Genomic DNA, 23,518 nt, shown 5'->3' with positions numbered 1-23,518 from the left:
CGCGCACGATACCGGTGGTCGGTCGGGCGAGGGTGTTGATCAACGAGATTACGCGAGCGGTGCTCGGCACACCGGGCTGCGATGTGGCAAGGTGTTCGACGTGGTTGCAATCCCTGCTGCCCCGGACGTGCTGGCCCCCGACGTGGAGGTTGTGCCGCTGACCGCCGTGGCTGAGAAGCTCGGCCGGTCCGTCACCCGGGTGCATCAACTCATTCGTGATGGTCATCTGCTCGCCCTGCGCCGGAACAAGGAGCTGGGCGTTCCCAGCGCCTTCTTCCTCGACGACGAGATCGTGAAGGGGTTGCCCGGCACGATCACCCTGCTCCGGGACGCCGGTTACCACGAGGACGAGATCCTGCGCTGGTTGTTCACCGCCGACGACACGCTCCCGGGCACTCCGATCGACGCCCTGCGCGGCGATCGGGGCCGCGAGGTCAAGCGGCGCGCTCAAGCGATGGGCTTCTGAGACCGGCGCGGGTGGCGACAGGTGCGCCACCCGCGGCCGGTGCGGCTCAGCCGGGCTGGTTGTTGTCCTTCATGGCGCCCCAGCCGTGCCACCTGTCGACCTCGATCCACGCGGTGACCCGCGGGTTCTCCCGGTTTGGGTACTTGTCGCCGAGGTAGTGCTGCGCGAGCCGGTCGATGTGGACCAGGCCCTCGTCGTCGGCGAACTCGGTCACCCGGCCGACGATGGTGACGTGGGTGTACCAGTCGCCGGAGTCGAGGACGCTCAGCGTCACGCGCGGGTCGCGCCGGATGTGCTTGAGGCGAACCCGCCCGGCGTCCATGTTGATCATGACTCGGCCGTCGTCCTCCCACAGGTACCAGGTGGGGGTCGAGACCGGCGTGCCGTCGGAGCGCAGCGTCGTGATCACGGACGGGTTGGCGCGGCGCAGCAGCTCGACGGCGTCGGGCGGCAGCGGCGGCTTGGACATGCGAACTCCTAGCTCACTGGGTGTCGTTGCGGGACCGCGATGATCAGCCCCCCAGCATCATCGTCAGAGTGCCCGCGTGGCGCCATCCGGGACGGGTTTAGCCATAATCACCCATGATCAATGTCCGTTTTGCCCGGTTAATTATGGCTAAAACCGCCCACCACGCGCTGCGCGGCGAGCTTGCCCGAGATCAGCACCGGCGGGACGCCGACGCCCGGCGTCGTCCCGGACCCGGCGAGGACGACGTTGCCCAGCCCCCGGACCAGGTTCCTCGGCCGGAACGGCCCGGTCTGGGAGAAGGTGTGCGCGGCCGAGAACGGCGTCCCGGCGGCGTGCCCCTCCGCCGCCCACTCCAGCGGCGTCACCAGCTCCGACGTCTCGATCGCGGCGTCGAAGCCCGCGAAGCCCCGGCGTTCTAGGACGCCCACCAGCTCGTCCCGGTAGCGAGGCCCCACGCGCCGCCAGTCGATCGGCCCGGTCCGCAGGTTCGGGCACGGCGCGAGCACGTAGTGCAGCTCGCGGCCCTCCGGCGCCAGCGACGGATCGCTCGCGGTCGGCCTGGTGATCAGCAGCGACGGATCGCTCATCGGACGGCCGTCGCGGATGATCTCGGCGAAGGTGTCCTGCCAGGCCTCGCCGAACGAGATCGTGTGGTGCGCCGAACCCCAGTCGCGCGTGGTGCCCGCGTGCAGCACCACCGCCGACGGCGACCAGCGCAACCGGCGCCTCGGGCTCCGGCCCAGCAACCGGTGCACCACCGGCAGGTCCGGGGTGAGCACCACGGCGTCGGCCGGGACCCGCTCGTCGGCGGTGCGGACCGCGGTGATCCGATCACCGCTGCGCTCCAGCCCGGTGACCTCGGCGCCGTAGCGGAACTCCACGCCGGCGCTCGCCGCCGCTTCGGCCATCGCCGTCGGCACCGCGTGCATGCCGCCGCGCGGGAACCACACGCCGTTGACCGTGTCCATGTAGGAGATCACCGCGTACAGCGCCAGCGCGCGGCGCGGGTCCAGCCCGGCGTAGAGCGCCTGGAAGGAGAACACCCGTCGCACCCGCTCGTCGCGCAGGAACCGCCCGATCGCCGGGCCGAGCCTGCCGAACCCGCCGAGCGCGACCAGTCGCGCCAGCTCCGGCGAGACCAGGTCCAGCGGCGAGTCGAAGTTGGCGTCGATGAACCGGTGCATCTCCGCCCGGTGCACCTCGGTCAGCCAGCGCCGCAGCCGCCGGTACCCGTCGGCTTCGCGCGGCCCGGCCAGCCGCCGGACCTCCTGCTCCATCGCCTCGGCGTCGGTGTGCACCGCCAGCTCCGAGCCGTCGGCGAAACGCGCCTGGTAGGCCGGGTGCAGCGGGACCAGGTCGAGGCGTTCGCGCACCGACGAGCCGACCGCGTGCAGCGCCTCGTCGAGCAGCTCGGGCATGGTCAGCACCGTCGGCCCGGTGTCGATCCGGTACCCGTCGAGCACGTGCAGCCCGGCGCGCCCGCCGGGCACGTCGGCGCGTTCCAGCACCGTCACGCGACGTCCGGCACCGGCCAGGTGCAGCGCGGCCGACAGACCCGCGAGACCTGCGCCGACGATCACCACGTGGTCGGTGCGACCGGCGACCGCGCGCATCGGATCAGTGGCTGCGGTCGGTGACCGCGATGGCCAGCTCGGCCAGCCGCGACGCCGCCGGCTCGTCGAGCCCGGCGGTGTGCAGCGCGAGCATCGCCGACCCGGTCAGCTCGGTGATCCGCTTCTCCACGGCGGTGACCGCCCCCAGCTCGGTGAGCACCTCGCGGGCCGCTTCCACCCGCTCCTCGGTGAGCAGCGGGTCGCCCAGCACCTCGTGCAGCAGGTCCAGCTTCTCCTGGTCCCCGCGCTCGCGGGCCTCGGCCACGGCCTCGGCGATGAGCACCGTGCGCTTGCCCTCGCGGAGGTCGTCCCCGGCGGGCTTGCCGGTCACCACCGGGTCGCCGAACAAGCCGAGCAGGTCGTCGCGCAGCTGGAAGGCCACACCGATGTCGGAACCGAAGCGGCGCAGCGCCGCCAGCTCCTCGGGGCCCGCCCCGGCGATCTCGGCGCCGATCTCCAGCGGCCGCTGGACGGTGTAGGAAGCGGCCTTGAGCTGGCAGATCTTCAGCGCGGCCTCGGGCGACTCGTCGACGTTCACCTGGCCCAGCACGTCCAGGTACTGGCCGGAGAGGACCTCGGTGCGCATCGCGCGCCACGGCCGCAGCGCTCGCTGCATCGCCTCGGCCGGGATGCCGGCGGAGTGCAGCATGTCGTCGGCCCAGGCCAGCGCCAGGTCGCCGAGCAGCACGGCGGCGGCCATGCCGAACTGGGTGTCGTCGCCGGTGTAGTCGGAGTCGCGGTGCTGCTGCTGGAAGCGCCGGTGAACGGTCGGCTTGCCGCGCCGCGTGTCGGACTCGTCGATGAGGTCGTCGTGCACCAGCGCGCAGGTCTGGATCAGCTCCAGCGCGCTCGCCGCCTGCAACATCGCCGCGGCCTCCGGCCCGTCGGCCGCGCCGCCGCAAGCCCGCCAGCCCCACCAGGCGAAGGTCGGGCGGATGCGCTTGCCGCCGCCGAGCACGAAGTCGTTGAGCTCGGCCACAGCGGCCCCGACGGCGGGATCGAGGTCGGCCGCCTCGTCGCGCCGCGCTTGCAAGTAGGCCGTCAGCGTCCGCTGGACGTGACCGGGCAGATCAGCTTCGAAATCGGCGTTGCCGCCGGGGGCCCGCATGGTGGCCGAATACATGGGAGGCACACCTCCATCCTGCGCGATGCGTTCGCGCGGCTTCCTGCGGGGCCACTGCGTTGCTCCCCGTAGCTGGGAAAACTCCGGAGCGTGACGGCGCTGGGTTCCGCCGTCCGCGCCGCCGCGCGGAGCGATCCCCAGCACGTCTCAGAGCCGAGCACCGGGTCTGGTGCGCAGGTGGTTGCGCAGGGCGAGCGCGCCGACCAGCGCCGCCGAGACGATCGCGACACCGCAGACCAGCAGCGCCCAGCCGATCCAGTCCAGGCCGGAGCCGGTGGAGAACTGGAAGGTCGCCTGCGGTTGGGTGATCTCGCCCGGCTGCAGCAGCCAGGTGACCGTGCCGGCGCTCTCCTCGCCGTTGGTGGTGGTGATCTCGCCCGGCGCGCTGATCTTCAGCTCGATCCCGGAATCGGTGTCGGCGAGCGGCGTGAGATCCGCCGATCCCTCGAAGACCACCAGCGAGCCGGTGCGGTACATCTTCAGCGAGAAGCGCGAGTCCGCCGGGCTCATCGCGGCCGCCAGCTGCTCGATCTCCTGGTAGGAGAGGTCGTTGAACGACAGGTTCGCGCCGACCCGGGTGCCCTCCTTGTAGGGGCGCACGTGCACGCGGTCGGCGAGATCGGGAGGTGGTCGCAGCTCGAACGGCACCTTGCCGTCCGGGGTTTCGGTGGCCACCAGCACCTCGCCGGAGACCTTGTCCTCGCCGGAGATCGTCATGGCGGCTCTGACGTGCAGGCAGCCGCTGAGCAGCGTGCACAGCACGACGACCAGCAGCAGCTTCAGCGCGCGACGCGGTGTGTTCCCCTCCACGCGAGGGATGCTGCCACCGAAACGGGACCTTCGCCGTTCGTGTGATCGACTCACGCGTGTCCGCTTTTCGTCGTATCGCGTCGGTTCTTTCGGCGCGCGCTAGCGTGGCGGCATGGGAGTTGACCACAACGGCGTACACGCGATCAGCGACCGGTTCGTCGACGAGCTGGCGGCGCTGGATCCGATCGCGAGCACCTACCTGGGCGTGCCCGGTGGGGAAGAGGAACTGACCGACTACTCGCCCGACGGTCACCGGGCCCGCGCGGAGCTGGCGGCTCGGAGCCTCGCCGCGGTGCGCGAGGCGACTCCGGCCGACGACTCCGAGCGGATCGCGCAGGCCGTGTTCACCGAGCGCGTCGGTCTCGACGTCGAACTGCACGAGATCGGCGCGGACATGTCCTCGCTGAACGTCATCGCCAGCCCCGCCCAGGAGCTGCGCCAGGTCTTCGACCTCATGCCCGGCGACACCGCCGCCGACTGGCGGACGATCGGCCGCCGCCTGGCGGCGATGCCGCGCGCGGTGCTGGGGCTGCGCGCCGGGCTCGCCGAAGCCGCCGCCTCCGGCGACGTCGCGGCCGCGCGGCAGGTCCGCAAGGTCGCCGAGCAGTGCGACACCTGGTCCGGGCGCACCGGCGGTGAGTCGTTCTTCGCCGCGATGGTCGGCCGCGCCCAGGTCGTCGAGGACTCGCTGCGCCGGGAGCTGGAGACCGCCGCCGAGCAGGCTGCCGAGGCCTACGCGGGCCTGGCCGACTTCCTGCGCGGCGACCTGCTGCCCCAGGCCCCGGAGAAGGACGCGGTCGGCGAGGAGCGCTACCGGCTGTGGTCCCGCTACTTCACCGGCGCGAAGCTGGACCTGCGCGAGGCCTACGAGTGGGGCTGGCAGGAGTTCTCCGGCATCGAGGCCGAGATGAAGCAGGTCGCCGACCGGATCAAGCCGGGCGCCTCGCTGGCCGAGGCCGCCGCCGCGCTCGACGCCGACGAGCGCTACCGGGTGCGCGGGCAGCGCGAGTTCGAGCGGTGGATGCAGCGGCTCTCCGACCAGGCCCTGGCGGACCTGCGCGGGACGCACTTCGAGATCCCGGACGCGCTGATGCGGCTGGAGTGCAAGATCGCCCCGCCCGGGGGCGGTGTCGGCGCCTACTACACCGGTCCCACCGACGACTTCTCCCGTCCGGGCCGGATGTGGTGGTCGGTGCCCGCCGACCGGGAGGACTTCCCGACCTGGCGCGAAGTGTCCACTGTGTACCACGAGGGCGTGCCGGGGCATCACCTGCAGGTGGCGACCTCGGTGCACGAGGCGGAGCGGCTCAACAAGTTCCAGCGGCTGGCCTGCTTCGTCTCCGGGCACGGCGAGGGCTGGGCGCTGTACGCGGAGCGGCTGATGCGCGAGCTCGGCTACCTCTCCGACGACGGCGACCTGCTGGGCATGCTCAACGACCAGCTGTTCCGCGCCGCGCGCGTGGTCGTCGACATCGGCATGCACCTGGAGCTGGAGATCCCGGCCGGGACCGGGTTCCACGAGGGCGAGCGGTGGACGCCGGAGCTCGGGCTGGAGTTCATGCTCTCGCGCACCATCACCGACCCGGCGCAGGTCCGCGACGAGATCGACCGCTACCTGGGCTGGCCGGGCCAGGCCCCGTCGTACAAGCTCGGCGAACGCCTCTGGCGCGCCGCCCGCGACGAGGCCCGCCGGCGCCACGGCTCGGCCTTCGACGTCAAGGTGTTCCACACCGAAGCCCTGAAGATGGGCTCGATGGGCCTCGACACCCTCCGAGACCAGCTCACCCGGCTCTGACGCGGCGTCGCCGTCGAAAGCCCCGGTTCTCATCGCGCGAGGACCGGGGCTCTCGACGCCGGGTCTACAGGGGGAGGGGGCGGCCGAGGACGGCGAAGGGCCTGGGGTCGCCGGTGAAGCTGTAGTTGCGCAGGACGTCCTGGAAACCGACGCGCTGGTAGAGCTTCCAGGCGCGGGTCGGCCCCTCCGGGGTCGACAGCAGGACCTTGCTGCCCGGCGCGCCGTCGAGCAGCCTGCGCAGGATCTCCTCGCCGAGCCCCGCGCCCTGGGCGCTGGGGTGCACGTGCAGCTCGGTGAGCTCGAAGTAGTCCTCGAGCCAGGTGCCCGGGTCGCCGCCGGTGTCCTCCAGGCCGCGGCGGACCTGCTCGTGCCACCACTGGCCGGGGGCGCCGAGGTAGCCGTAGCCGATGCCGGTGAGCTCGTCGTCGTCGTTGAACGCGCCGATGCAGCGCCAGCCGGCGCGCAGCATGTGAGCCGACCACATCGGTGCGCGCTGCTGAGCGGTCACGGGCGGGTAGCCCATCGCGGTCACGTAGATCCGGAGGGCCTCGGGGAGTCTCGCTCGCAACTGATCGGTGGTCAGTTCGACAACCCGGTCGCAGCTGGGGGAGGGCGCAGCGGTCACGGCCGAACACTAACTCCTCCCGCACTCGCGGTCCTTCTCGCTCCCGGACTACGCGATTCAATGATCACCTCCGCAGGTTCGCGACTCGAACAGGTGAGCTACAGCGCATCGCTTGAGTCGATCTCCGGCTGGCGCTAATCTGGCCATGTTCGAACGGCAGTTCGACGAACTCTCGTTCGAACACCGGTCCGGCGACGGGGTGGGGGAAGCGCCCCGCCGCCGGACCCCACAGCCGAAGGGAGAGAGCCGATGTCTTATCCCACCGACCTGTCGATCCCGTCGCCGCGCCACTCCGCCGAGAACCGCGGGCCCACGCCGGAGGCGGACACGCCGGCCGGCGCGCTCTCGCTGCTGCTGCACGCGCGAACCTGCCTGCACGAGGCCGAGACCGCCCAGCGCCCAGGCGAGCGGTTCGTGGCCGCGCACCTGGCGGCGCTGCGGGCGGCCACAGCGGTGGTCGTGGCGCGCGCGACGCACCGCCAGGACAAGCGACCGGCGAGTGTCTGGCAGCTGCTGACCGCGGCTGCTCCCGAACTGCGCGAGTGGGCGGCCCACTTCGCCGCGCACACCAACCGGCGCGCCGCCGCCGAGGCCGGAATCCCGACCACGACCGACGCGCACGCCGACGAACTGCTGGACAACAGCCGGGAATTCCTCGGCATCGTGGGACGAAGCCTGCTGGGGGCGACGCGTGAACGGTACTGATGTGGCACTCGAACACGAACGCATGCTCGACCAACTGGGGATCGAGGCGCAGCTGCTGACCGCGGCGACGCACGACGTGCACGTCGACGCACCGGTGTTCAGCGCGTCCGGCCGGACCGTCGGCCAGACGGTCCGGCACCTCGGCGACCTGTGCGAGGACGTGCTGTCCTGGCTCGGATCGCCGGAGGCGCACCGGCGCTGGGAACTCCCCGGCACGCCGGATCTGCGGGAGCTGACGAACCGGTTCGCCGTGCGGATGGCCGACCTGCTCGCCGAGTTCGTCTCCCGACCACCGCACGACCCGTGCCCGACCTGGTGGCCCGAGCAGCACACCGCGGCCTTCTGGGTGCGCCGGATGCTGCACGCCACCACCGTGCACCGCGCCGACGTGCAGACGGCCGCCGGGATCGAGCACACGCCGATCGATCCGGAGGTCGCCACCGACGGCGTCGACGAGGTGCTGCGGGTCTTCTTCGGCTACCGGCTGCACTCGCTGCAGATCACCGCCACGCGGCCGTGCTCGGTGGGCGTGCACGTGCCCGGCCGCAACTGGTTGATCACCGCCGACCCGAGCGGCGCCGCGGTCACCAGCTCGCAGGACGTGGCCACCACGACACCGGACGCGGTGGTCGGCGGCGATCCCAGCGCCGTCTACCTGTGGATGTGGGGCAGGCTGCCCAACCGCGCCGTCGAGACCAGCGGGGACCCCGACGCCATCGCTCAGCTCTGGGGGCTGCTCCAGCTGGCCACCCGGTGACGGGCGGGCGCCGCGAAATTCGGTTGCCCGGAACGAGGAGGGAGCACATCGTGGGCGGATGCTGATCCGCCGCGAGAACGCCGCCGACATCACCGGGATTCGCCGCGTGCACGCCGAAGCGTTCGCCGACACCGAGAACCCGCAGGCCCTCCCCGCCGAGGTGGGGCTGGTCGACGCCCTGCGCGCGAGCGCGGCGTGGTTGCCGGAGCTCTCGCTGGTCGCCGAACGCGACGGCGAGATCACCGGGCACGTGGTGTGCAGCCGCGCGCACATCGGCGACGCACCGGCGCTCGGGCTCGGCCCGCTCGGCGTGCACCCGGCCGCTCAGCGCACGGGCGTCGGATCGGCGCTGATGCACGCTGTGCTCGGTGCCGCCGACGCCCTCGGCGAACCGCTGGTCGTCCTGCTCGGGCACGCCGACTACTACCCGAGGTTCGGCTTCGAACCCGCCGCGCAGCTCGGCATCACGCCACCGGTTCCCGAGTGGGCCCCGCACTTCCAGGCCCGACCGCTGACGACCCACGACCCGTCTGCCCGCGGCGAATTCGCCTACGCCGCACCGTTCCTGGAGCTGTAGGGCTCACGCCCGCAGGCGCAGGCCCTTCGGGGTGGCCCGGAACCCGACCTCGGTGAGGACCTCGGCCAACTTCGAACCCCAGGCGCCCTCGCCGTCGGCGCGCTCCACCGAGAGCTGGTCGAGCCAGCCCTCCCGGACCACGCGTGCCAGCCCGGCCGCAGCCGCCCGGAGCGCGGACTCGTCCTCGGTGAACGACAGCAGCGACTTGCCCCCGCGTTCGACGTAGAACACGGCCTCGCCGCCGACCAGCACCACCAGCGCGCCCGCCTTGCGGCCGGGCCGGTGCCGGGTCTCGCCCATCGCGGCCGGCCAGTCGAGCGCACCGCCGTAGGGCTGCGCCGGGTCGGCGGCGGCCAGCACGACCGCGTCACCGCCGGTCTCGTCGTCACCGGCGAGCGCCCGCAACCGGTCGATGGCGCCCGGGACCGCGAACTGCGCGGCACCCAAGCCCTCGATCACGTACCCGCGACGGCAGCGCCCGGACTCCTCCATCGCCCGAAGAACCTTGTACACGGCGGAGAAACCCCCGGTCACCCGCTCGACGTCCAGAGCGCCCCTGGTCAGCACCCCGTGCCGCTCCAGGAACGCCTCGGCGCGCGCGTGCGCGCGACGCGTCGGTTCGGCGGCCGGTCGCGGAGCCAGCGACCAGCGCCCGGACACCGTCGGCGGCCCGCCGCGCGGCGGCATCGCCGGGCGCCCCGCCCGCAGCCGCGCGTACCGGCCGCGCGGGGCGCTGCGACGCGGCTTGTGCGCGGCACCCCGGCCGGAGACCAGCGAGCGCAACGGTGCCAGCGTGTCGTTGGTGACCGTCCCCGCCCACACCAGGTCCCACAGCGCGGCCGTGACCGCGTCGTCGGCGGGCGCCGCCTCCTCCTGCTCCAGCAGCAGCGCCCCCGCGCGGTCGGCGAGCTGCCGGAAGAACAGCGCGCCGCCCTCCAACGACGACACCACGGCGCGGTGCAGCGGCGAATCCGGCGGCTCCTCGGGAAGGTCCGGCAGCAGCAGATCGGCGACGTCGGTGGGCGCCAGCGCGATCCACCCGTCGCCCCCGGCCAGCGAGCCCGAGCCGACCCAGCTCACCTCGCCGGTCGCGGTCAGCTCGTCCAGCAGGGCGGGGGAGTAGCCGGGCAACCGCGCGGGCAGCACCAGCGACTCCAGCGCGCTCGCCGGAACCGGCGCCCCGGCCAGCTGCTCGACCACCGCGTACACGTCGTCCACGGTCGGCGCCGTGCGCAACCGGGCCCCGATGCCGTGCCACACGGGCAGGAACCGGCCCAGCGCAGCGGGTTCCACCGGTTCGACCTCGGCGCGCAGCCGGGCCAGCGACGCCCGCCGCAACCGGCGCAGCACCTCCGCGTCGCAGTACTCCAGCGCGCCGCCGCCACCGGACTCCAGCGGGCGCAGCTCGCCGCGCACCAACCGCCCGGAACCGGTGAGCCGGTCCAGCACGCCGTGCACCACCGCCACGCCCAGCCCGAACCGCTGCGCGGCGGCCTCGGCGGTGAACGGGCCGCGGCAGCGCGCGTAGCGGATCAGCAGGTCCCCGAGCGGATCGGCGACCGGTTCGGTGAACGCCTCGGGCACGCCCACCGGCAGCGCGACGCCGAGCGCGTCGCGGACCTTGCCGGCGTCCTCGATCGGGATCCAGCGCTGCTCCCCGGCCATCCGGACCTGCAGGACGCGGCGCTGCTCGGCCAGCTCCTCCAGCCATTCCGGCCGCACACCGCGCTTCTCGGCCTCCGACGTGGACAGATCGCCGAGGAAGTGCAGCAGGTCGGCCGCGCCTTCGGCGTCGCGCGGCCGGCGATCGGGGTCGAGGCGCTGCAGCTGCTGCTCGATCTCGTCCAGCGACTCCGGATCCAGCAGCTCGCGCAGGGCCTCCGAGCCGAGCAGCTCGGCGAGCAGGGTCGAGTCCAGGCTCAGCGCGGCCGACCGGCGCTCGGCCAGCGGAGCGTCGGTCTCGTAGAGGAACATGCCGATGTAGCCGAACAGGAGGCTGCGCGCGAACGGCGACGGCGTCGGCGTCTCCACCTCCACCACGCGCACCTTGCGGGCCGCGACCTGCTGCATCAGCTCGGTCAGCCCCGGCACGTCGTAGACGTCCTGGAGGCATTCCCGCATCGCCTCCAGCACGATCGGGAACTGCTCGTACTGCGACGCCACGGCCAGCAGCTGCGCCGACCGCTGCCGCTGCTGCCACAGCGGGGTGCGGCGGCGCGGATCGCGACGCGGCAGCAGCAGCGCGCGAGCCGCGCACTCCCGGAACCGCGCGGCGAACAGCGCCGAGCCGCCGACCTCGTCGGTGACCAGCTGCTGCGCCTCCTCGGGCGGCAGCAGGACGTCGTCGGCGGTGGGCAGCACCTCGGCCCCGGACTCGTCCAGCGCGTCGGCCAGCCGGATCACGATGCCGTCGTCGGAGGAGGCGATCTGCGGTTCGATGCCGCGGCGCTCCCGGATCCGCGCGCCGACGGCCAGCGCCCACGGGCCGTTGACCTGGGCGCCGAAGGGGGAGTGCACCACCATCCGCCAGTCGCCGAGCTCGTCCCGGAACCGCTCGACGACGATCGTCCGGTCGTCGGGCACGTGCCGCGTGGCCCGCCGCTGCTCGTCCAAGTAGGACAGCAGGTTGTCGCACGCCCACTCGTCCAGTCCCGCGGCGGTGATGCGCTCCCGGGCCGCTTGCGCGTCGGCACCGGTCAGCTCGCGGACGAAGGCCCCCAGCGCTCGGCCGAGCTCCAGCGGACGGCCCGGTTGGTCGCCGCGCCAGAACGGCATCCGCCCCGGCTGGCCCGGCGCGGGCGTGACGACGACCCGGTCGTGGGTGATGTCCTCGACCCGCCACGCGCTGGTGCCCAGCAGGAACGTGTCGCCGACGCGGGATTCGTAGACCATCTCCTCGTCGAGCTCGCCGACCCGCACGCCGCCCCGCCCGGCCTCCTCGTCGCCGGGCGTGGTCACGGTGAACAGACCCCGGTCGGGGATGGTGCCGCCGGAGGTCACCGCGAGCCGCTGCGCTCCCGGCCGGGCGCGCAGCTCGTCGTTGACCCGGTCCCACACGATCCGCGCCCGCAGCTCGCCGAACTCCTCGCTGGGATAGCGCCCGGCGAGCATGTCCAGCACCGCGTGCAGCGCCGAGTCGGGCAGGCCCGCGTAGGGCGCCGACCGGCGGACCAGCGCGGCGAGCTCGGTCACCGGCCAGTCGTCCATCGCCGTCATCGACACGATCTGCTGGGCCAGCACGTCCAGCGGGTTGCGCGGGTAGGTGAGCGACTCGATGAGCCCGTCGGCCATCCGCTCCGACACCACCGCGCAGCCGACCAGATCACCCCGGAACTTCGGGAAGACCACCCCGCGCGACACCGCGCCGACCTGGTGGCCACCGCGGCCGATGCGCTGCAGACCGGACGCCACCGTCGGCGGCGTCTCGACCTGGATCACCAGGTCCACCGCGCCCATGTCGATGCCCAGCTCCAGCGAGGACGTGGCCACCACGCACGGCAGGGTCCCGGACTTGAGCTCCTCCTCGACGACGGCGCGCTGCTCCTTCGACATCGACCCGTGGTGCGCCTTGGCCACCACCGGCGGGGCTCCCGCGCCGACCCCGGAGCCGCCGACCGCTTCGGCGGGGAAGCGGGACATCGGCTCCGGCTGCTCGACGGCGAGCTCGTTGATGCCCGCCGTGAGCCGTTCGGCGAGCCGCCGGGAGTTGCTGAACACGATGGTCGACCGGTGCTGCCGGATCAGTTCCAGGATTCGTTCCTGCACCGACGGCCAGATGGAGGTGTGCTGGTCAGGGGTCTGGTCGCCGTCGTCGCCGGAGGACGCGCCGAGCTCGGCCATGTCCGGCACCGGCACCTCGACCCGGACCTCGACCTCCTTGGGGTGCGCGGGCTGCACGGTGCGCACCGGCCGGCCACCGGCGAGGTAGGTGCTCACCTCCTCGACCGGGCGCACGGTCGCCGACAGCCCGACGCGCTGCGCGGGACGGTCCAGCAGCGCGTCGAGCCGTTCCAACGACAGCGCCAGGTGCGCGCCGCGCTTGGTCCCGGCCACGGCGTGCACCTCGTCGACGATCACCGTCTCCACCCCGGTCAGCGACTCGCGCGCCGCCGAGGTGAGCAGCAGGAACAGCGATTCGGGGGTGGTGACGAGCACGTCCGGCGGTTTGCGGGCGAACGATCGACGCTGGTCGGCGGGGGTGTCGCCGGTGCGGATGCCGACCTGGACGTCCGGTGGTTCGCCGCCCAGCCGCCGGGTGGCCTGCCGGATCCCGGCCAGCGGAGCGCGCAGGTTCCGCTCCACGTCGACGGCCAGGGCCTTCAGCGGCGACACGTAGAGGACCCGGCAGCGCTTCTTCGGGTCGGCGGGCACGTCCTCGGCGGCGAGCCGGTCGAGCGCGGACAGGAACGCCGCGAGCGTCTTGCCGGAACCGGTCGGTGCCACCACCAGGGCGTGCTCGCCCGCCGCGATGGCCTCCCACGCGCCCCGCTGAGCCTCGGTGGGCGCGTCGAAGGCCCCGCGGAACCAGTCGCGGGTCGCCGCGGAGAACCCCTCCAGCACGTCGTTCACGTCCCCATGCTGGACCACGTCACCGACAGTCGGCCTGGTCGCTGATCGCAGTGCGGCGGGAGCCGCTGTTTCAGGTGTGGGACTCAGCTGGCACCGTCGCGGGTTCTGAGCGCTTTCGTGGCGAGTACGCCGGGACGCCGTGTTTGGCATACATCAGGAGCGGGGCACGGAGTCCACGGAAGCGCTCAGGTTCCGCTACCCGCACCGCCAAGCAGGGTGACCACAGCACAGTTCCTAGCGGCGGTTCTGCCAGAAGAAGCGGATGGCCAGGACGATCACCGCGATGAGGGTCGCGGCGATCACGAGCTTGCCGAGGGGCGTGGACATGCCGGTCGGGTCGGCCTGCAGGAGCAGCACATCACCAGGTTACGGGGGACACGTACGCTGGTCGACGATGCGCCACACCGCTTTCCGCCACCGCATGGCCGAGGAGTTCGGCCGGGTCAGGTCCGAGATGCTCGCCCAGGACCACGTGTTCTCGTCCTTGGGCGGGCGCACCGTGGACCAGGCCCTGGAGGACGGCTACACGACCAAGGAGGTCTGGTCGGCGGTCTGCGACGCCTTCGAGGTCCCGGCCGAGCGCCGCTGAGGCACCTCACCCGGCAGGGCTGGACTTCTCCGGCCTCTCCCCGTCCTGGAAGTCGGCCCAGAGGTTCTGGGCGCTGATCTCCTGCTGCTCGGTGCGGTGGGACTCGCGGTAGTGCTCGTAGGCGCGGCGCCGCTCCTGGCGCAGGTGCCGCATCCGCTCGGCGGCGACCCGGCGCTGCTGCTCGGGGGTGGCGCGGCCCTCGGCCACGGCCATCTCGTCGTTGCACATCGGTTCCAGCTCGGAGATCCGCCGCTCGTCGGCGAGCACCGAGTCGGGGTCCTCCTGCACCGGCGGTTCGTGGTGGCGGTAGCGCACGTAGGGGTTGTCCTGCGGAAGCCCACCGCTGACCCGGCCGTAGAAGCCGAAGAACATCAGCACCAGGCCCGCGACGAAGCTGAACACCACGTTCTGCATCTCGAAGGCGAAGATGTTCCACGACGTGCTGATCAGGACCAGGTTGACCAGCCCGGACAGGAAGAACAGCACTCCGATGGCGGCCGTGGTGGTGGAGGAGACCGGTCCGCCCCAGGCGGCCGCTCCGACCAGGATCGCGCCGACGACGATCGACACGACGGCCAGCAGCCCGTTGCTGGACAGGCCCAGCACGTCGATGCCGTCGGTGGTGAACAGCGGGACCCGGTTGGCGAGCCCGAGCACGCCGAAGGCCATCAGGCACGCCCCGAAGACGGCGGCGGCGACCCGGTAGAAGCGGTTCAGCGGGTGCTCCGGCGGAAGGTAGCGATCCATGCGCATGATGAGCACCTCCTGGGAAAACACGAGGTCGTCCCGAGTGTCCTCCCACGAGCCCCTGATCGCACCGTCACACGACCAGGTGATTCGACCGGCGTGTCGGTTCGGCGCTCGAACATCCGTTCGCTTAGTATGGGTGCCACGGGACCGGGAGCGCCCGCAAACCCCGCGAGTCGGATTGTCGGTCCCAGCCCGTAGCGTCTGAAACGACGTGAACGACTCGCCCGCAAAGAGAGTCGCCCGAAGACCCGACTCGAAGACTTCACCGAGGTGGACCCCGATGGCAGCAGCGACACCGGACAAGGGCAAGGCGCTGGAGCTGGCGCTCGCCCAGATCGACAAGCAGTTCGGCAAGGGATCGGTCATGCGGCTCGGCGACGACTCGCGGCCGCCGGTCGAGGTCATCCCGACCGGTTCCATCTCGCTCGACGTCGCGCTGGGCATCGGCGGCCTGCCGCGCGGTCGCATCGTCGAGGTCTACGGCCCGGAGAGCAGCGGTAAGACCTCGGTCGCCCTGCACGCCGTGGCCAACGCCCAGAAGCTCGGCGGCACGGCGGCCTTCGTCGACGCCGAGCACGCGCTGGACCCGGAGTACGCCAAGGCGATCGGCGTCGACACCGACGCGCTGCTGGTGTCCCAGCCCGACACCGGTGAGCAGGCGCTGGAGATCGCGGACATGCTGATCCGCTCCGGCGCGCTGGACATCATCGTCATCGACTCGGTGGCCGCGCTCGTGCCGCGCGCCGAGATCGAGGGCGAGATGGGCGACAGCCACGTGGGTCTGCAGGCCCGGCTGATGAGCCAGGCGCTGCGCAAGCTCACCTCCGCGCTCTACAACGCCAAGACCACCGCGATCTTCATCAACCAGCTCCGCGAGAAGGTCGGCGTCATGTTCGGCTCCCCAGAGACCACCACCGGTGGTAAGGCGCTGAAGTTCTACTCCTCGGTGCGGCTGGACGTGCGCCGGATCGAGACGCTCAAGGACGGTTCCGACGCGGTCGGCAACCGGACCCGCGTGAAGATCGTCAAGAACAAGGTCGCGCCGCCGTTCAAGCAGGCCGAGTTCGACATCATCTACGGCGTCGGCATCAGCCGCGAGGGCTCGCTGATCGACATGGGTGTGGAGCAGGGCATCATCCGCAAGTCCGGTGCCTGGTACACCTACGAGGGGGACCAGCTGGGCCAGGGCAAGGAGAACGCCCGCAAGTTCATGCGGGAGAACCCCGACGTGGCCAACGAGATCGAGAAGCGGATCAAGGAGAAGCTCGGCATCGGCGCCACCCTCGACGCCGAGGGCGACAACGCCGCCGCCGAGCCCGCGCCGGTCGAGTTCTGATCCGGCCTTGGCGCGGATGAACGACGAAGGCCGGAGTCGGGGGCGCGGACGTCGCACCCCCGACTCCGAACCGCGGGACGGCGCTGCGGACACCAAGCCGCAGCGCAAGCCCGACGACCCCGCCGCCCAGGCGCGCGACGTGGTGTACCGGCTGCTGGCCAGCCGCGCGCGCAGCCGTCTTGAGCTGCGGCAGGCCTTGCTGCGCAAGGACATCGACGAGGAGATCGCCGATGCCGTGCTGCAGAAGTTCGTCGACGCGGGCCTGGTCGACGACGCCTCGTTCGCCGAGGAGTGGGTCAACCAGCGTCAGCGCTCGCAGGGGCTGGGCCGCAAGGCGCTGGGGTTCGAGCTGCGCCGCAAGGGCATCGACGAGCACCTGGTGGAATCCGCTCTGTCCAACGTGGACAGCGATGCGGAGGCGGAGCGCGCCCGCGAGCTCGTGCAGCGCAAGCTGCGCGGCATGGGCTCGGTCGAGCACACCGCGAAGATGCGCCGCCTGGTCGGCATGCTCGCCCGCAAGGGCTACTCCGAAGGTCTGGCCTACCGGATCGTCAAGGAGGAGATCGAGAACGCCGGGGATCCCGCGGCGGACTCGGACCTCGACCTGCCCTGATCCGCCCCTGGGTCGCTGGGGTGAAAGCCGGTTGAATCCCGCGAGCTGAACGGCCCGCTCCCGGGGCCCGGTGCGCTCGCCGGAGCTCTCCGACTGTGGGACGCGGGTACCAGAACGTCGGGCGGGCGTCGTAGGGTCCGGGGTCATGACCAAGTCGAGCCCCCGGCACATCGTGTGGGACTGGAACGGAACGCTCCTCGACGACAACCACGCCGTGGTGTCGGCGGTGAACAGCGTCTGCACGCTCTTCGACCGCGAGCACATCGACATCGACGAGTGGCGCGCGATCTACAGCCGGCCGCTGCGCGACTGCTACGCGCGGCTGCTGCGGCGCGAGATCACCGAGGACGACTGGGCCCGCGTCGACGAGCTCTACCACGTGGCCTACCGGGAACTGCTGGATTCCTGCGGCATGGCCGAGGGCGTCCCGAACGCCCTGCGGGACTGGGCGGACACCGGCGGCACCCAATCGCTGCTGTCGATGTGGTTCCACGACGACCTGGTCGACCTGGTCACCGCCCGCGGCCTGCACGGGTTCTTCGACCGGATGGACGGCCTGCGCACCGCGGTCGGCGGAGGGTCCAAGGACGAGCACCTCCGCGCCCACCTCAAGGTCCAGGAACTCGACCCGGCCGAGGTGGTCCTCATCGGCGACGTCCTCGACGACGCCCACGCCGCCGAACGAGCAGGCGCCCACTGCATCCTCGTCACGACCGGAGTCATGGACCGCACCAAGCTCGCGACCTCCGGCCGCCCGGTGGTCGACTCCATCCCCCAAGCCCTCGCCCTCCTCGCCTCCTGAGAACCGGGGTTTTCCCGCTCGGGTGGGGGCGCCCGCCCGCTGACGGGCGCCCCGGGGATCAGCGGAGGGCGGCTGCTTCGGCGGCCAGTTGTTCGATCTTGGCCCAGTCGCCCGCGGCGAGGAGGTTCTTCGGCGCGAGCCAGGAGCCGCCCACGCAGCCGACGTTGGGCAGCGCCAGGTAGTCCGGCGCGGTCGCCGGGCTGATGCCGCCGGTCGGGCAGAACCGCAGGTGCGGCAGCGGCCCGGCGATGCCCTTGAGGAACGGCACACCGCCGCTGGGCTCGGCGGGGAAGAACTTCATCGCGCTCGCCCCGCGCTCGGCCAGCCGCATCGCCTCCGAGACCGTGCCCGCACCCGCCAGGTACGGCACGCCGGAGGCGTCCAGGTCGTCGAGGAGCCGGTCGGTGGTGCCGGGCGTGACCAGGTAGCGGGCACCGGCGTCGGCGGCCTGCTTGGCCTGCCCGACCTCGGTGATGGTGCCCGCACCCGCGACCATGTCGGGCACCTCGGCCGCGATCCGCTCGATCGCCGGAAGCCCGGCGGCGGTGCGCAGGGTGACTTCGATGGTCCGGATCCCGCCGCGCAGCAGCGCTTCGGCCAGCGGAACGGCGTGCTCGACGTCGTCGAGAGCCACGACCGGCACCACGGGAGCCAGGTCGAACACGTCGGCTGCGGTGTTCATCTTCGATTCCAATCGCGTCAGGGCGGTGGTTCCGCCGCTGGTCATGCTCGCACCTGGTCGGTTCGCGGCTGCGCCTGCCCGAACACGCTCGCGCCCTGGTCGGCGCGGCCGACGGCCTGGCGGAACGCGGTGAACAGCTCGCGCCCGGTGCCGAACGGAGCCGGGTTCGCGCCTGCGGCGGGCTGCCGCGCGGCGAGCTCGGCCGCGGGCACCAGCGCTTCGAGCGTGCCGCGGTCGGCGTCGAGCCGGAGCACGTCGCCGTCCTGGACGCGCGCCAGCGGCCCGCCCGCGGTGGCTTCCGGGGTGAGCTGGATGGCGGCCGGGATCTTGCCGGACGCGCCCGACATGCGGCCGTCGGTGACCAGCGCGACCTGGTGCCCGCGATCCATCAGCACGCCCAGAGCCGGGGTGAGCCCGTGCAGCTCGGGCATGCCGTTGGCCTGCGGACCCTGGTTGCGGATGACCACGACGACGTCGTGGTCGATCTCCCCGGCGGAGAAGGCGGCGCTGAACGCGTGCTGGTCGTCGAAGACCCGCGCGGGCGCGGTCACGGTGCGGTGCTCGGCGGCCACCGCCGACACCTTGATCACCGCGCGCCCGAGGTTCCCCTCCAGCACCCGCAGCCCGCCGTCCGGTGCGAACGGGTCGTCGACGCCGCGCAGCACATCGGTGTCGAGGCTCTTCGCGGGCGCGTCCCGCCACACCAGCTCACCGTCGTCGAGGAACGGCTGCTGCCGGTAGCGGTCCAGCCCGGGACCGGCGACGGTGCGGACGTCGGCGTGCAGCAGACCTGCGTCGAGCAGTTCACCGATGAGCGTCTGCACGCCCCCGGCCGCCGCGAAGTGGTTGATGTCGGCCGAACCGTTCGGGTACACCTTGCCCAGCGAAGGCACGACCGCCGACAGGTCGGAGAAGTCGTCCCAGGTCAGCTCGATGCCCGCTGCTGCGGCGATGGCCGGCAGGTGCAGCGTGTGGTTGGTCGAGCCGCCGGTGGCCAGCAGCGCGACGACGCCGTTGACGATCGCCTTCTCGTCGAGCACCTCGCCGATCGGGGTGCGCTGCTCGGCCTCGCCGAGCCGCACGACCTGCCGCCCGGCTTCCTCGGTCAGCGCCTTGCGCAGCGGGGTGCCCGGCGGCACGAAGCTGGACCCGGGCAGGTGCAGGCCCATGACCTCGACGACCAGCTGGTTGGAGTTGGCGGTGCCGTAGAACGTGCAGGTGCCGGGGGAGTGGTAGGAGGCGGATTCGGCCTCCAGCAGGTCTTCCCGGGTCGCCTTGCCCTCGGCGAACAGCTGCCGGATGCGGCTCTTCTCCCGGTTCGGCAGCCCCGAGGGCATCGGTCCGGCGGGCACCAGCAGCGTCGGCAGGTGGCCGAAGGCCAGCGCGCCGATCAGCAGGCCCGGCACGATCTTGTCGCAGACCCCGAGCAGCAGCGCCCCGTCGAACATCTCGTGCGACAGCGCGACACCGGTGGCCATCGCGATCACGTCGCGGGAGAACAGCGACAGCTCCATGCCGGTGCGGCCCTGCGTGATGCCGTCGCACATGGCGGGCACGCCACCGGCGAACTGCGCGACACCACCGGCCTCGCGGACGGAATCCTTCAGCCACGCGGGGAACTCGTCGTAGGGCTGGTGCGCGGAGAGCATGTCGTTGTAGGCCGACACGATCGCCACCCCGGGCTTGCGCGCGCCGCGGATCGCGAGCCGGTCCGATCCGCTGCAGGCGGCGAAGCCGTGCGCGAGGTTGCTGCAGGGCAGGTCGCCCCGGACGGGGCCGTCCGCCGCTGCGGCGGCGTTGATGCGGTCGAGGTAGGCGGAGCGGGTCTGCGCGCTGCGTTCTGCGATGCGGCGGGTGACCTGCTCCACGACGGGATGCAGTGGCGCCATGATCGCCTCCGAGGTTGAGCTGGACAAACGGGCGACGACGTTGGCGCCACATGGCGCGCGTCACACTAGCGGGTGTGGCCTGGATTTCACAATCGATCCAGTCGATGGGAATGCGTTCCCGCAGGACACAGCGGGTGCGCGATCATGGGCGTCGACGCCCCGATGGTGAAGGAGTGGTTGTGAGGATTCGCCTGCTCACAGTGGCGGCGCTGGCCGTCGGTCTGGCCGGGTGCGGGCACGCGGAACCCGCCGCGCCACCACCCGCTCCGCCCGCCCCGGCGCCCGCGCCGGACCCCTCGGCGGGCAGCGACGTCGAGCTGGGCAGCTCGCCGACGCTGACGGCGATCAAGCAGCGCCAGAAGCTGATGGTGGGCGTGCGCGCCGATCAGCCCGCCTTCGTCACCCGGGACCCGGCCGGCGAGTACCGGGGCTTCGACGCCGACATCGCGCGCGACCTGGCCCGGCGCATGGGCCTGAACCCGGAGACCCAGGTGCAGTTCCGCCGGTTGCCCCCGACGCTGCTGCGCGACGCGGTCGGTGCGGGCAACGTCGACGTCCTGCTCGGCGGCACCGCCGACGTCCCGCAGCTCACCCAGATCCCCTACGCGGTCACCGACACCGAGCGGAACCTGGTCATCAAGGCCGACGACCCCAAGCTCGCCGAGGAGCTCCGGGGCATGATCGAAGCCGGAGTGGGCGACGGCACCTGGCAGCGCCTCGCCGACGCGAACCTGACGCCCCAGGGCATCTCGGCCCGACCGTGAAGAACGGGGCGCCGCCCACGCGATGTGGGAGGCGCCCCGCTTCGTCGGGCCGAGCCGGTCAGAGCCGAGCCGCTTCGCCGGCCTCGGTGACCTCGACCTTGCCCAGCTTGCCCTTGCGGCCCTGGCTGAGGCGGCGTTCGGTGTAGGTCGCCAGCCTGCTCAACGCGTAGTTGATCAGGATGAAGATCGCGCCGACCACGATGTAGGTCTGGATCGGGTTGTTCAGGTTCTGGATGATCACCTGAGCCTCCCGGACCACGTCGACGTAGGCGACGATGAAGCCCAGTGAGGTGTCCTTGACGATCACCACGAGCTGGCTGATCAGCGCGGGCAGCATCGCCCGGAACGCCTGCGGCAGCAGCACCGAGCCCAGCACCTGGCCCCGGCGCAGACCGATCGCGTAGGCCGCTTCGCTCTGGCCCTTGGGCAGCGCCAGGATCCCGGCGCGCACGATCTCGGCGATGATCACCGAGTTGTACGCGGTCAGGCCGATCACCAGGAACCACATCGGCGACAGGTCCAGGCCGAGCGAGGGCAGCACCCGGAACGCGAAGAAGACCATGATCACGACCGGGATGCCGCGCAGCAGCTCGACCACGCCGACCACCAGCCAGCGGTACCAGGGCGCGCTCACGACCCGGGTGATCGCCAGCAACGTGCCGATGACCAGCGAGAACACCATCGCCAGCACGGCCGCGGTGAGCGTGCCCAGCAGACCGGTGCCCAGCAGGCCCCACAGCGCGGTGAAGGTGCCGTTGGTCGGGTCCAGCAGCGGACCCCACTTCTCGGCGGTCAGCTGCCCCTGGCTGCCCAGCGTGTAGAGCACCCAGCCGACGACCGCGAGCAGCAGCAGCCCGACCACGGCGCTGGCCACCAGCGAGCGGCGCTTGGCCTGCGGGCCGGGTGCCTCGTAGAGAACCGAGTTGGTCATCGCGCGATCGCCACCTTCCGCTCTAGGTACCCCAGCAGCAGGCCGGCCGGGATGGTGAGCACCAGGTAGAACAGCACCACGCCGAGCAGCACCGGCAGCGCGGCCAGGCCGCGCGCCGAGGTGAGCGTGTCGCCGACCGAGAACAGGTCGCCGCCGACGCCGAAGGCGCCGACCAGCGCCGAGTTCTTGATCATCGCGATGATCACGTTGCCCAGCGGCGGCACCACCGTGCGCACCGCCTGCGGCAGCACGACCAGCGACAGCGACTGGCCGAAGGTCAGGCCCACCGCCCGCGCCGCCTCGGCCTGACCGGCCGGGACGGCGTTGATGCCGCTGCGGATCGCCTCGCACACGAACGCCGAGGTGTACAGCGCCAGGCCGATCGTGCCGAACCAGAAGTAGGAGCCGTTGATGCCCAGCTCCGGCAGCCCGAAGGCCATGAAGAACAGCACCACGGTCAGCGGGCAGTTGCGCAGCACGGTGACCCAGCTGGTCCCGGCGGCCCGCAGCGGGGGCAGCGGGGAGACCCGGAAACCGGCCGCGATGGTCCCGAGGACCAGCGCGAGCAGACCCGCCAGCAGGCAGATCTCCAGGGTGCGCACGAGGCCGCTCAGGTACAGCGGCAGGTTGTCGATGATGACTTGCACAGATTCCACTCCGGCCGAAGAGATGGGGCCCAAGAGATGAGGGTGCCGACCCGATCGGGCGGCACCCTCATTCCGCGATCAGGTCAGCTGCAGGGATCGGGCTGCGGCAGGGCCGGCGTCTGCGGCGACACCTTCCCGGCCGTGGCCTGCCAGGCCTTCGCGTAGGTGCCGTCCTGGCCGGCCTGCGCGAGGGTCTGGTCGATGAACTCGCAGAACTTCGTGTCGCCCTTCTTGATGCCGATGCCGTAGGGCTCCTCGGTGAAGGGCTTCTCCAGGATCTTGAACTGGCCGCCGCTCTTCTCGACCAGCCCCATCAGGATCACGTTGTCCGTGGTCACGGCCTGGACCTGGCCGGTGCGCAGCGCGTCGGCGCACTTGGAGTAGACGTCGAAGAGCACCAGGTTCTGCGGGTCGACGTACTCCTTGATCTTCTCGGCCGGGGTCGAACCCGTCACCGAGCAGACCTTCGCCCCGGTGGGCCGCAGCGTCTCCGGACCGGTGATCCGGGAGTCGTCGGACTTGACCATGATGTCCTGACCGGCGGTGTAGTACGGCCCGGCGAAGCTGATCCGCTGCTTGCGCGAGTCGTTGATGGTGTAGGTGGCCACCACCATGTCGACGCGGCCCTGCTCGATGATCTCCTCGCGGGTCTTGCTCGGCGCCTCGACCCACTGGATCTTGTCGGCCGGGATGCCCAGCTTCGCCGCGACCAGCTTGGCCATCTCGACGTCGAAGCCCTGCGGCTTGCCCTCCAGATCGTTCAGGCCGAACAGCGGCTGGTCGATCTTGGTGCCGATCCGGATGGTGCCCGCCTGCTTGAGGTTGGCCATCGTGGTGCCGGGTTCGAACTGCGCGTTCTGGTCGACCGGGATCTCCGGGGCGCCACCGCCGCCGGCCAGCTGGTTCTCGCCGCCCCCGCCGCAGGCGGACAGCGCCAGGGCCAGCGATGCCGTCAGCACCGTGACCAGACGAAACCTCTTGCCTCGCATCTGCTTAACGCCTCTCT

Annotated in this window: 23 protein-coding genes; 10 read left to right on the top strand and 13 right to left on the bottom strand. The window is 71.9% G+C overall.

Annotated elements, in window-relative coordinates:
- Positions 1-100 precede the first annotated feature (100 nt).
- The gene (locus tag REH65_RS09830) at positions 101-466 is read left to right on the top strand and encodes an Rv2175c family DNA-binding protein (RefSeq protein ID WP_175548061.1); all 366 of its coding nucleotides are present in this window, start codon (positions 101-103) and stop codon (positions 464-466) included.
- Between the two features lie 46 nt (positions 467-512).
- Here the strand turns inward: REH65_RS09830 and REH65_RS09825 are convergent, their stop codons facing one another.
- The 4 genes from REH65_RS09825 to REH65_RS09810 form a co-directional block, all read right to left on the bottom strand.
- The gene (locus REH65_RS09825; RefSeq protein WP_281457275.1) at positions 513-935 is read right to left on the bottom strand and encodes a PPOX class F420-dependent oxidoreductase; all 423 of its coding nucleotides are present in this window, start codon (positions 933-935) and stop codon (positions 513-515) included.
- Positions 936-1,072: 137 nt separating this feature from the next.
- Entirely contained in the window at positions 1,073-2,548 is a 1,476-nt protein-coding gene (gene crtI / locus REH65_RS09820) for a phytoene desaturase family protein (protein ID WP_406692199.1), read from the bottom strand.
- A gap of 4 nt (positions 2,549-2,552) precedes the next feature.
- Complete coding sequence (locus REH65_RS09815; RefSeq protein ID WP_406692198.1) at positions 2,553-3,671, bottom strand: polyprenyl synthetase family protein; 1,119 nt, start codon at positions 3,669-3,671, stop codon at positions 2,553-2,555.
- 147 nt (positions 3,672-3,818) lie between these two features.
- Positions 3,819-4,481 (bottom strand): DUF3153 domain-containing protein, encoded by a 663-nt coding sequence (locus tag REH65_RS09810; RefSeq protein WP_281457272.1) that lies wholly within the window; start codon positions 4,479-4,481, stop codon positions 3,819-3,821.
- A gap of 112 nt (positions 4,482-4,593) precedes the next feature.
- Here REH65_RS09810 and REH65_RS09805 point away from each other — a divergent pair, with 112 nt between their 5' ends.
- Positions 4,594-6,276 carry a DUF885 domain-containing protein gene (locus tag REH65_RS09805; RefSeq protein ID WP_406692197.1) on the top strand — a complete coding sequence of 561 codons (1,683 nt, stop codon included), beginning with the start codon at positions 4,594-4,596 and terminating at the stop codon, positions 6,274-6,276.
- A gap of 64 nt (positions 6,277-6,340) precedes the next feature.
- On the opposite strand, the gene REH65_RS09800 is transcribed toward REH65_RS09805, so the two are convergent.
- Entirely contained in the window at positions 6,341-6,901 is a 561-nt protein-coding gene (locus tag REH65_RS09800; protein WP_281457270.1) for a GNAT family N-acetyltransferase, read from the bottom strand.
- 249 nt (positions 6,902-7,150) lie between these two features.
- On the opposite strand from REH65_RS09800, the gene REH65_RS09795 reads away from it, so the two are divergent.
- From REH65_RS09795 to REH65_RS09785, 3 genes are read left to right on the top strand one after another with little or no spacing between them, the layout of a single operon-like run.
- On the top strand, positions 7,151-7,606 hold the full coding sequence (locus REH65_RS09795; protein WP_406692196.1) for an SAV_6107 family HEPN domain-containing protein: 456 nt from the start codon (positions 7,151-7,153) through the stop codon (positions 7,604-7,606).
- A 22-nt stretch (positions 7,607-7,628) separates the two neighbouring features.
- Entirely contained in the window at positions 7,629-8,363 is a 735-nt protein-coding gene (locus REH65_RS09790) for a maleylpyruvate isomerase N-terminal domain-containing protein (RefSeq protein ID WP_406692195.1), read from the top strand.
- Positions 8,364-8,421: 58 nt separating this feature from the next.
- Positions 8,422-8,940 (top strand): GNAT family N-acetyltransferase, encoded by a 519-nt coding sequence (locus tag REH65_RS09785; protein ID WP_406692194.1) that lies wholly within the window; start codon positions 8,422-8,424, stop codon positions 8,938-8,940.
- A gap of 3 nt (positions 8,941-8,943) precedes the next feature.
- Here the strand turns inward: REH65_RS09785 and REH65_RS09780 are convergent, their stop codons facing one another.
- Both REH65_RS09780 and REH65_RS09775 read right to left on the bottom strand, forming a co-directional pair.
- Complete coding sequence (locus tag REH65_RS09780) at positions 8,944-13,509, bottom strand: ATP-dependent helicase (protein WP_406692193.1); 4,566 nt, start codon at positions 13,507-13,509, stop codon at positions 8,944-8,946.
- A 234-nt stretch (positions 13,510-13,743) separates the two neighbouring features.
- The gene (locus REH65_RS09775) at positions 13,744-13,866 is read right to left on the bottom strand and encodes a hypothetical protein (protein ID WP_281248770.1); all 123 of its coding nucleotides are present in this window, start codon (positions 13,864-13,866) and stop codon (positions 13,744-13,746) included.
- Between the two features lie 37 nt (positions 13,867-13,903).
- Between REH65_RS09775 and REH65_RS09770 the strand changes: the two genes are divergently transcribed.
- Positions 13,904-14,098 carry a DUF3046 domain-containing protein gene (locus REH65_RS09770; RefSeq protein ID WP_281457265.1) on the top strand — a complete coding sequence of 65 codons (195 nt, stop codon included), beginning with the start codon at positions 13,904-13,906 and terminating at the stop codon, positions 14,096-14,098.
- A 6-nt stretch (positions 14,099-14,104) separates the two neighbouring features.
- On the opposite strand, the gene REH65_RS09765 is transcribed toward REH65_RS09770, so the two are convergent.
- A complete protein-coding gene (locus REH65_RS09765) occupies positions 14,105-14,851 on the bottom strand; it encodes a DUF4383 domain-containing protein (RefSeq protein ID WP_406692192.1) in 747 nt (248 codons plus the stop codon).
- A gap of 277 nt (positions 14,852-15,128) precedes the next feature.
- Between REH65_RS09765 and recA the strand changes: the two genes are divergently transcribed.
- The 3 genes from recA (at position 15,129) to REH65_RS09750 (ending at position 17,599) form a co-directional block, all read left to right on the top strand.
- Entirely contained in the window at positions 15,129-16,184 is a 1,056-nt protein-coding gene (gene recA / locus REH65_RS09760; RefSeq protein ID WP_281457263.1) for a recombinase RecA, read from the top strand.
- Positions 16,185-16,200: 16 nt separating this feature from the next.
- Positions 16,201-16,797 (top strand): regulatory protein RecX, encoded by a 597-nt coding sequence (locus REH65_RS09755; protein WP_406692191.1) that lies wholly within the window; start codon positions 16,201-16,203, stop codon positions 16,795-16,797.
- Between the two features lie 145 nt (positions 16,798-16,942).
- Entirely contained in the window at positions 16,943-17,599 is a 657-nt protein-coding gene (locus tag REH65_RS09750) for an HAD family hydrolase (RefSeq protein WP_406692190.1), read from the top strand.
- Positions 17,600-17,657: 58 nt separating this feature from the next.
- Here the strand turns inward: REH65_RS09750 and eda are convergent, their stop codons facing one another.
- Together eda and edd are read right to left on the bottom strand one after the other, a co-directional pair.
- Entirely contained in the window at positions 17,658-18,281 is a 624-nt protein-coding gene (gene eda, locus REH65_RS09745; RefSeq protein WP_406693132.1) for a bifunctional 4-hydroxy-2-oxoglutarate aldolase/2-dehydro-3-deoxy-phosphogluconate aldolase, read from the bottom strand.
- A 41-nt stretch (positions 18,282-18,322) separates the two neighbouring features.
- On the bottom strand, positions 18,323-20,170 hold the full coding sequence (edd, locus tag REH65_RS09740; protein ID WP_406692189.1) for a phosphogluconate dehydratase: 1,848 nt from the start codon (positions 20,168-20,170) through the stop codon (positions 18,323-18,325).
- Between the two features lie 179 nt (positions 20,171-20,349).
- Between edd and REH65_RS09735 the strand changes: the two genes are divergently transcribed.
- The gene (locus REH65_RS09735) at positions 20,350-20,934 is read left to right on the top strand and encodes a transporter substrate-binding domain-containing protein (RefSeq protein ID WP_406692188.1); all 585 of its coding nucleotides are present in this window, start codon (positions 20,350-20,352) and stop codon (positions 20,932-20,934) included.
- A gap of 58 nt (positions 20,935-20,992) precedes the next feature.
- On the opposite strand, the gene REH65_RS09730 is transcribed toward REH65_RS09735, so the two are convergent.
- From REH65_RS09730 to REH65_RS09720, 3 genes are all read right to left on the bottom strand, one after another.
- Positions 20,993-21,865: an amino acid ABC transporter permease gene (locus tag REH65_RS09730; protein WP_406692187.1), complete on the bottom strand. Its 873-nt coding sequence runs from the start codon at positions 21,863-21,865 to the stop codon at positions 20,993-20,995.
- Positions 21,862-22,521 (bottom strand): amino acid ABC transporter permease, encoded by a 660-nt coding sequence (locus tag REH65_RS09725; protein WP_406692186.1) that lies wholly within the window; start codon positions 22,519-22,521, stop codon positions 21,862-21,864. Before REH65_RS09725 ends, REH65_RS09730 begins: the two co-directional genes overlap by 4 nt.
- 74 nt (positions 22,522-22,595) lie before the next feature.
- Positions 22,596-23,471, bottom strand: coding sequence for a glutamate ABC transporter substrate-binding protein (locus REH65_RS09720; RefSeq protein WP_281457257.1), 876 nt, complete (start codon positions 23,469-23,471; stop codon positions 22,596-22,598).
- Positions 23,472-23,518: the final 47 nt, after the last annotated feature.

Source organism: Saccharopolyspora sp. ID03-671 (assembly GCF_045278815.1).
GTDB lineage: Bacteria > Actinomycetota > Actinomycetes > Mycobacteriales > Pseudonocardiaceae > Saccharopolyspora > Saccharopolyspora ipomoeae.
This window is presented reverse-complemented; position numbering and strand designations above follow the sequence as displayed.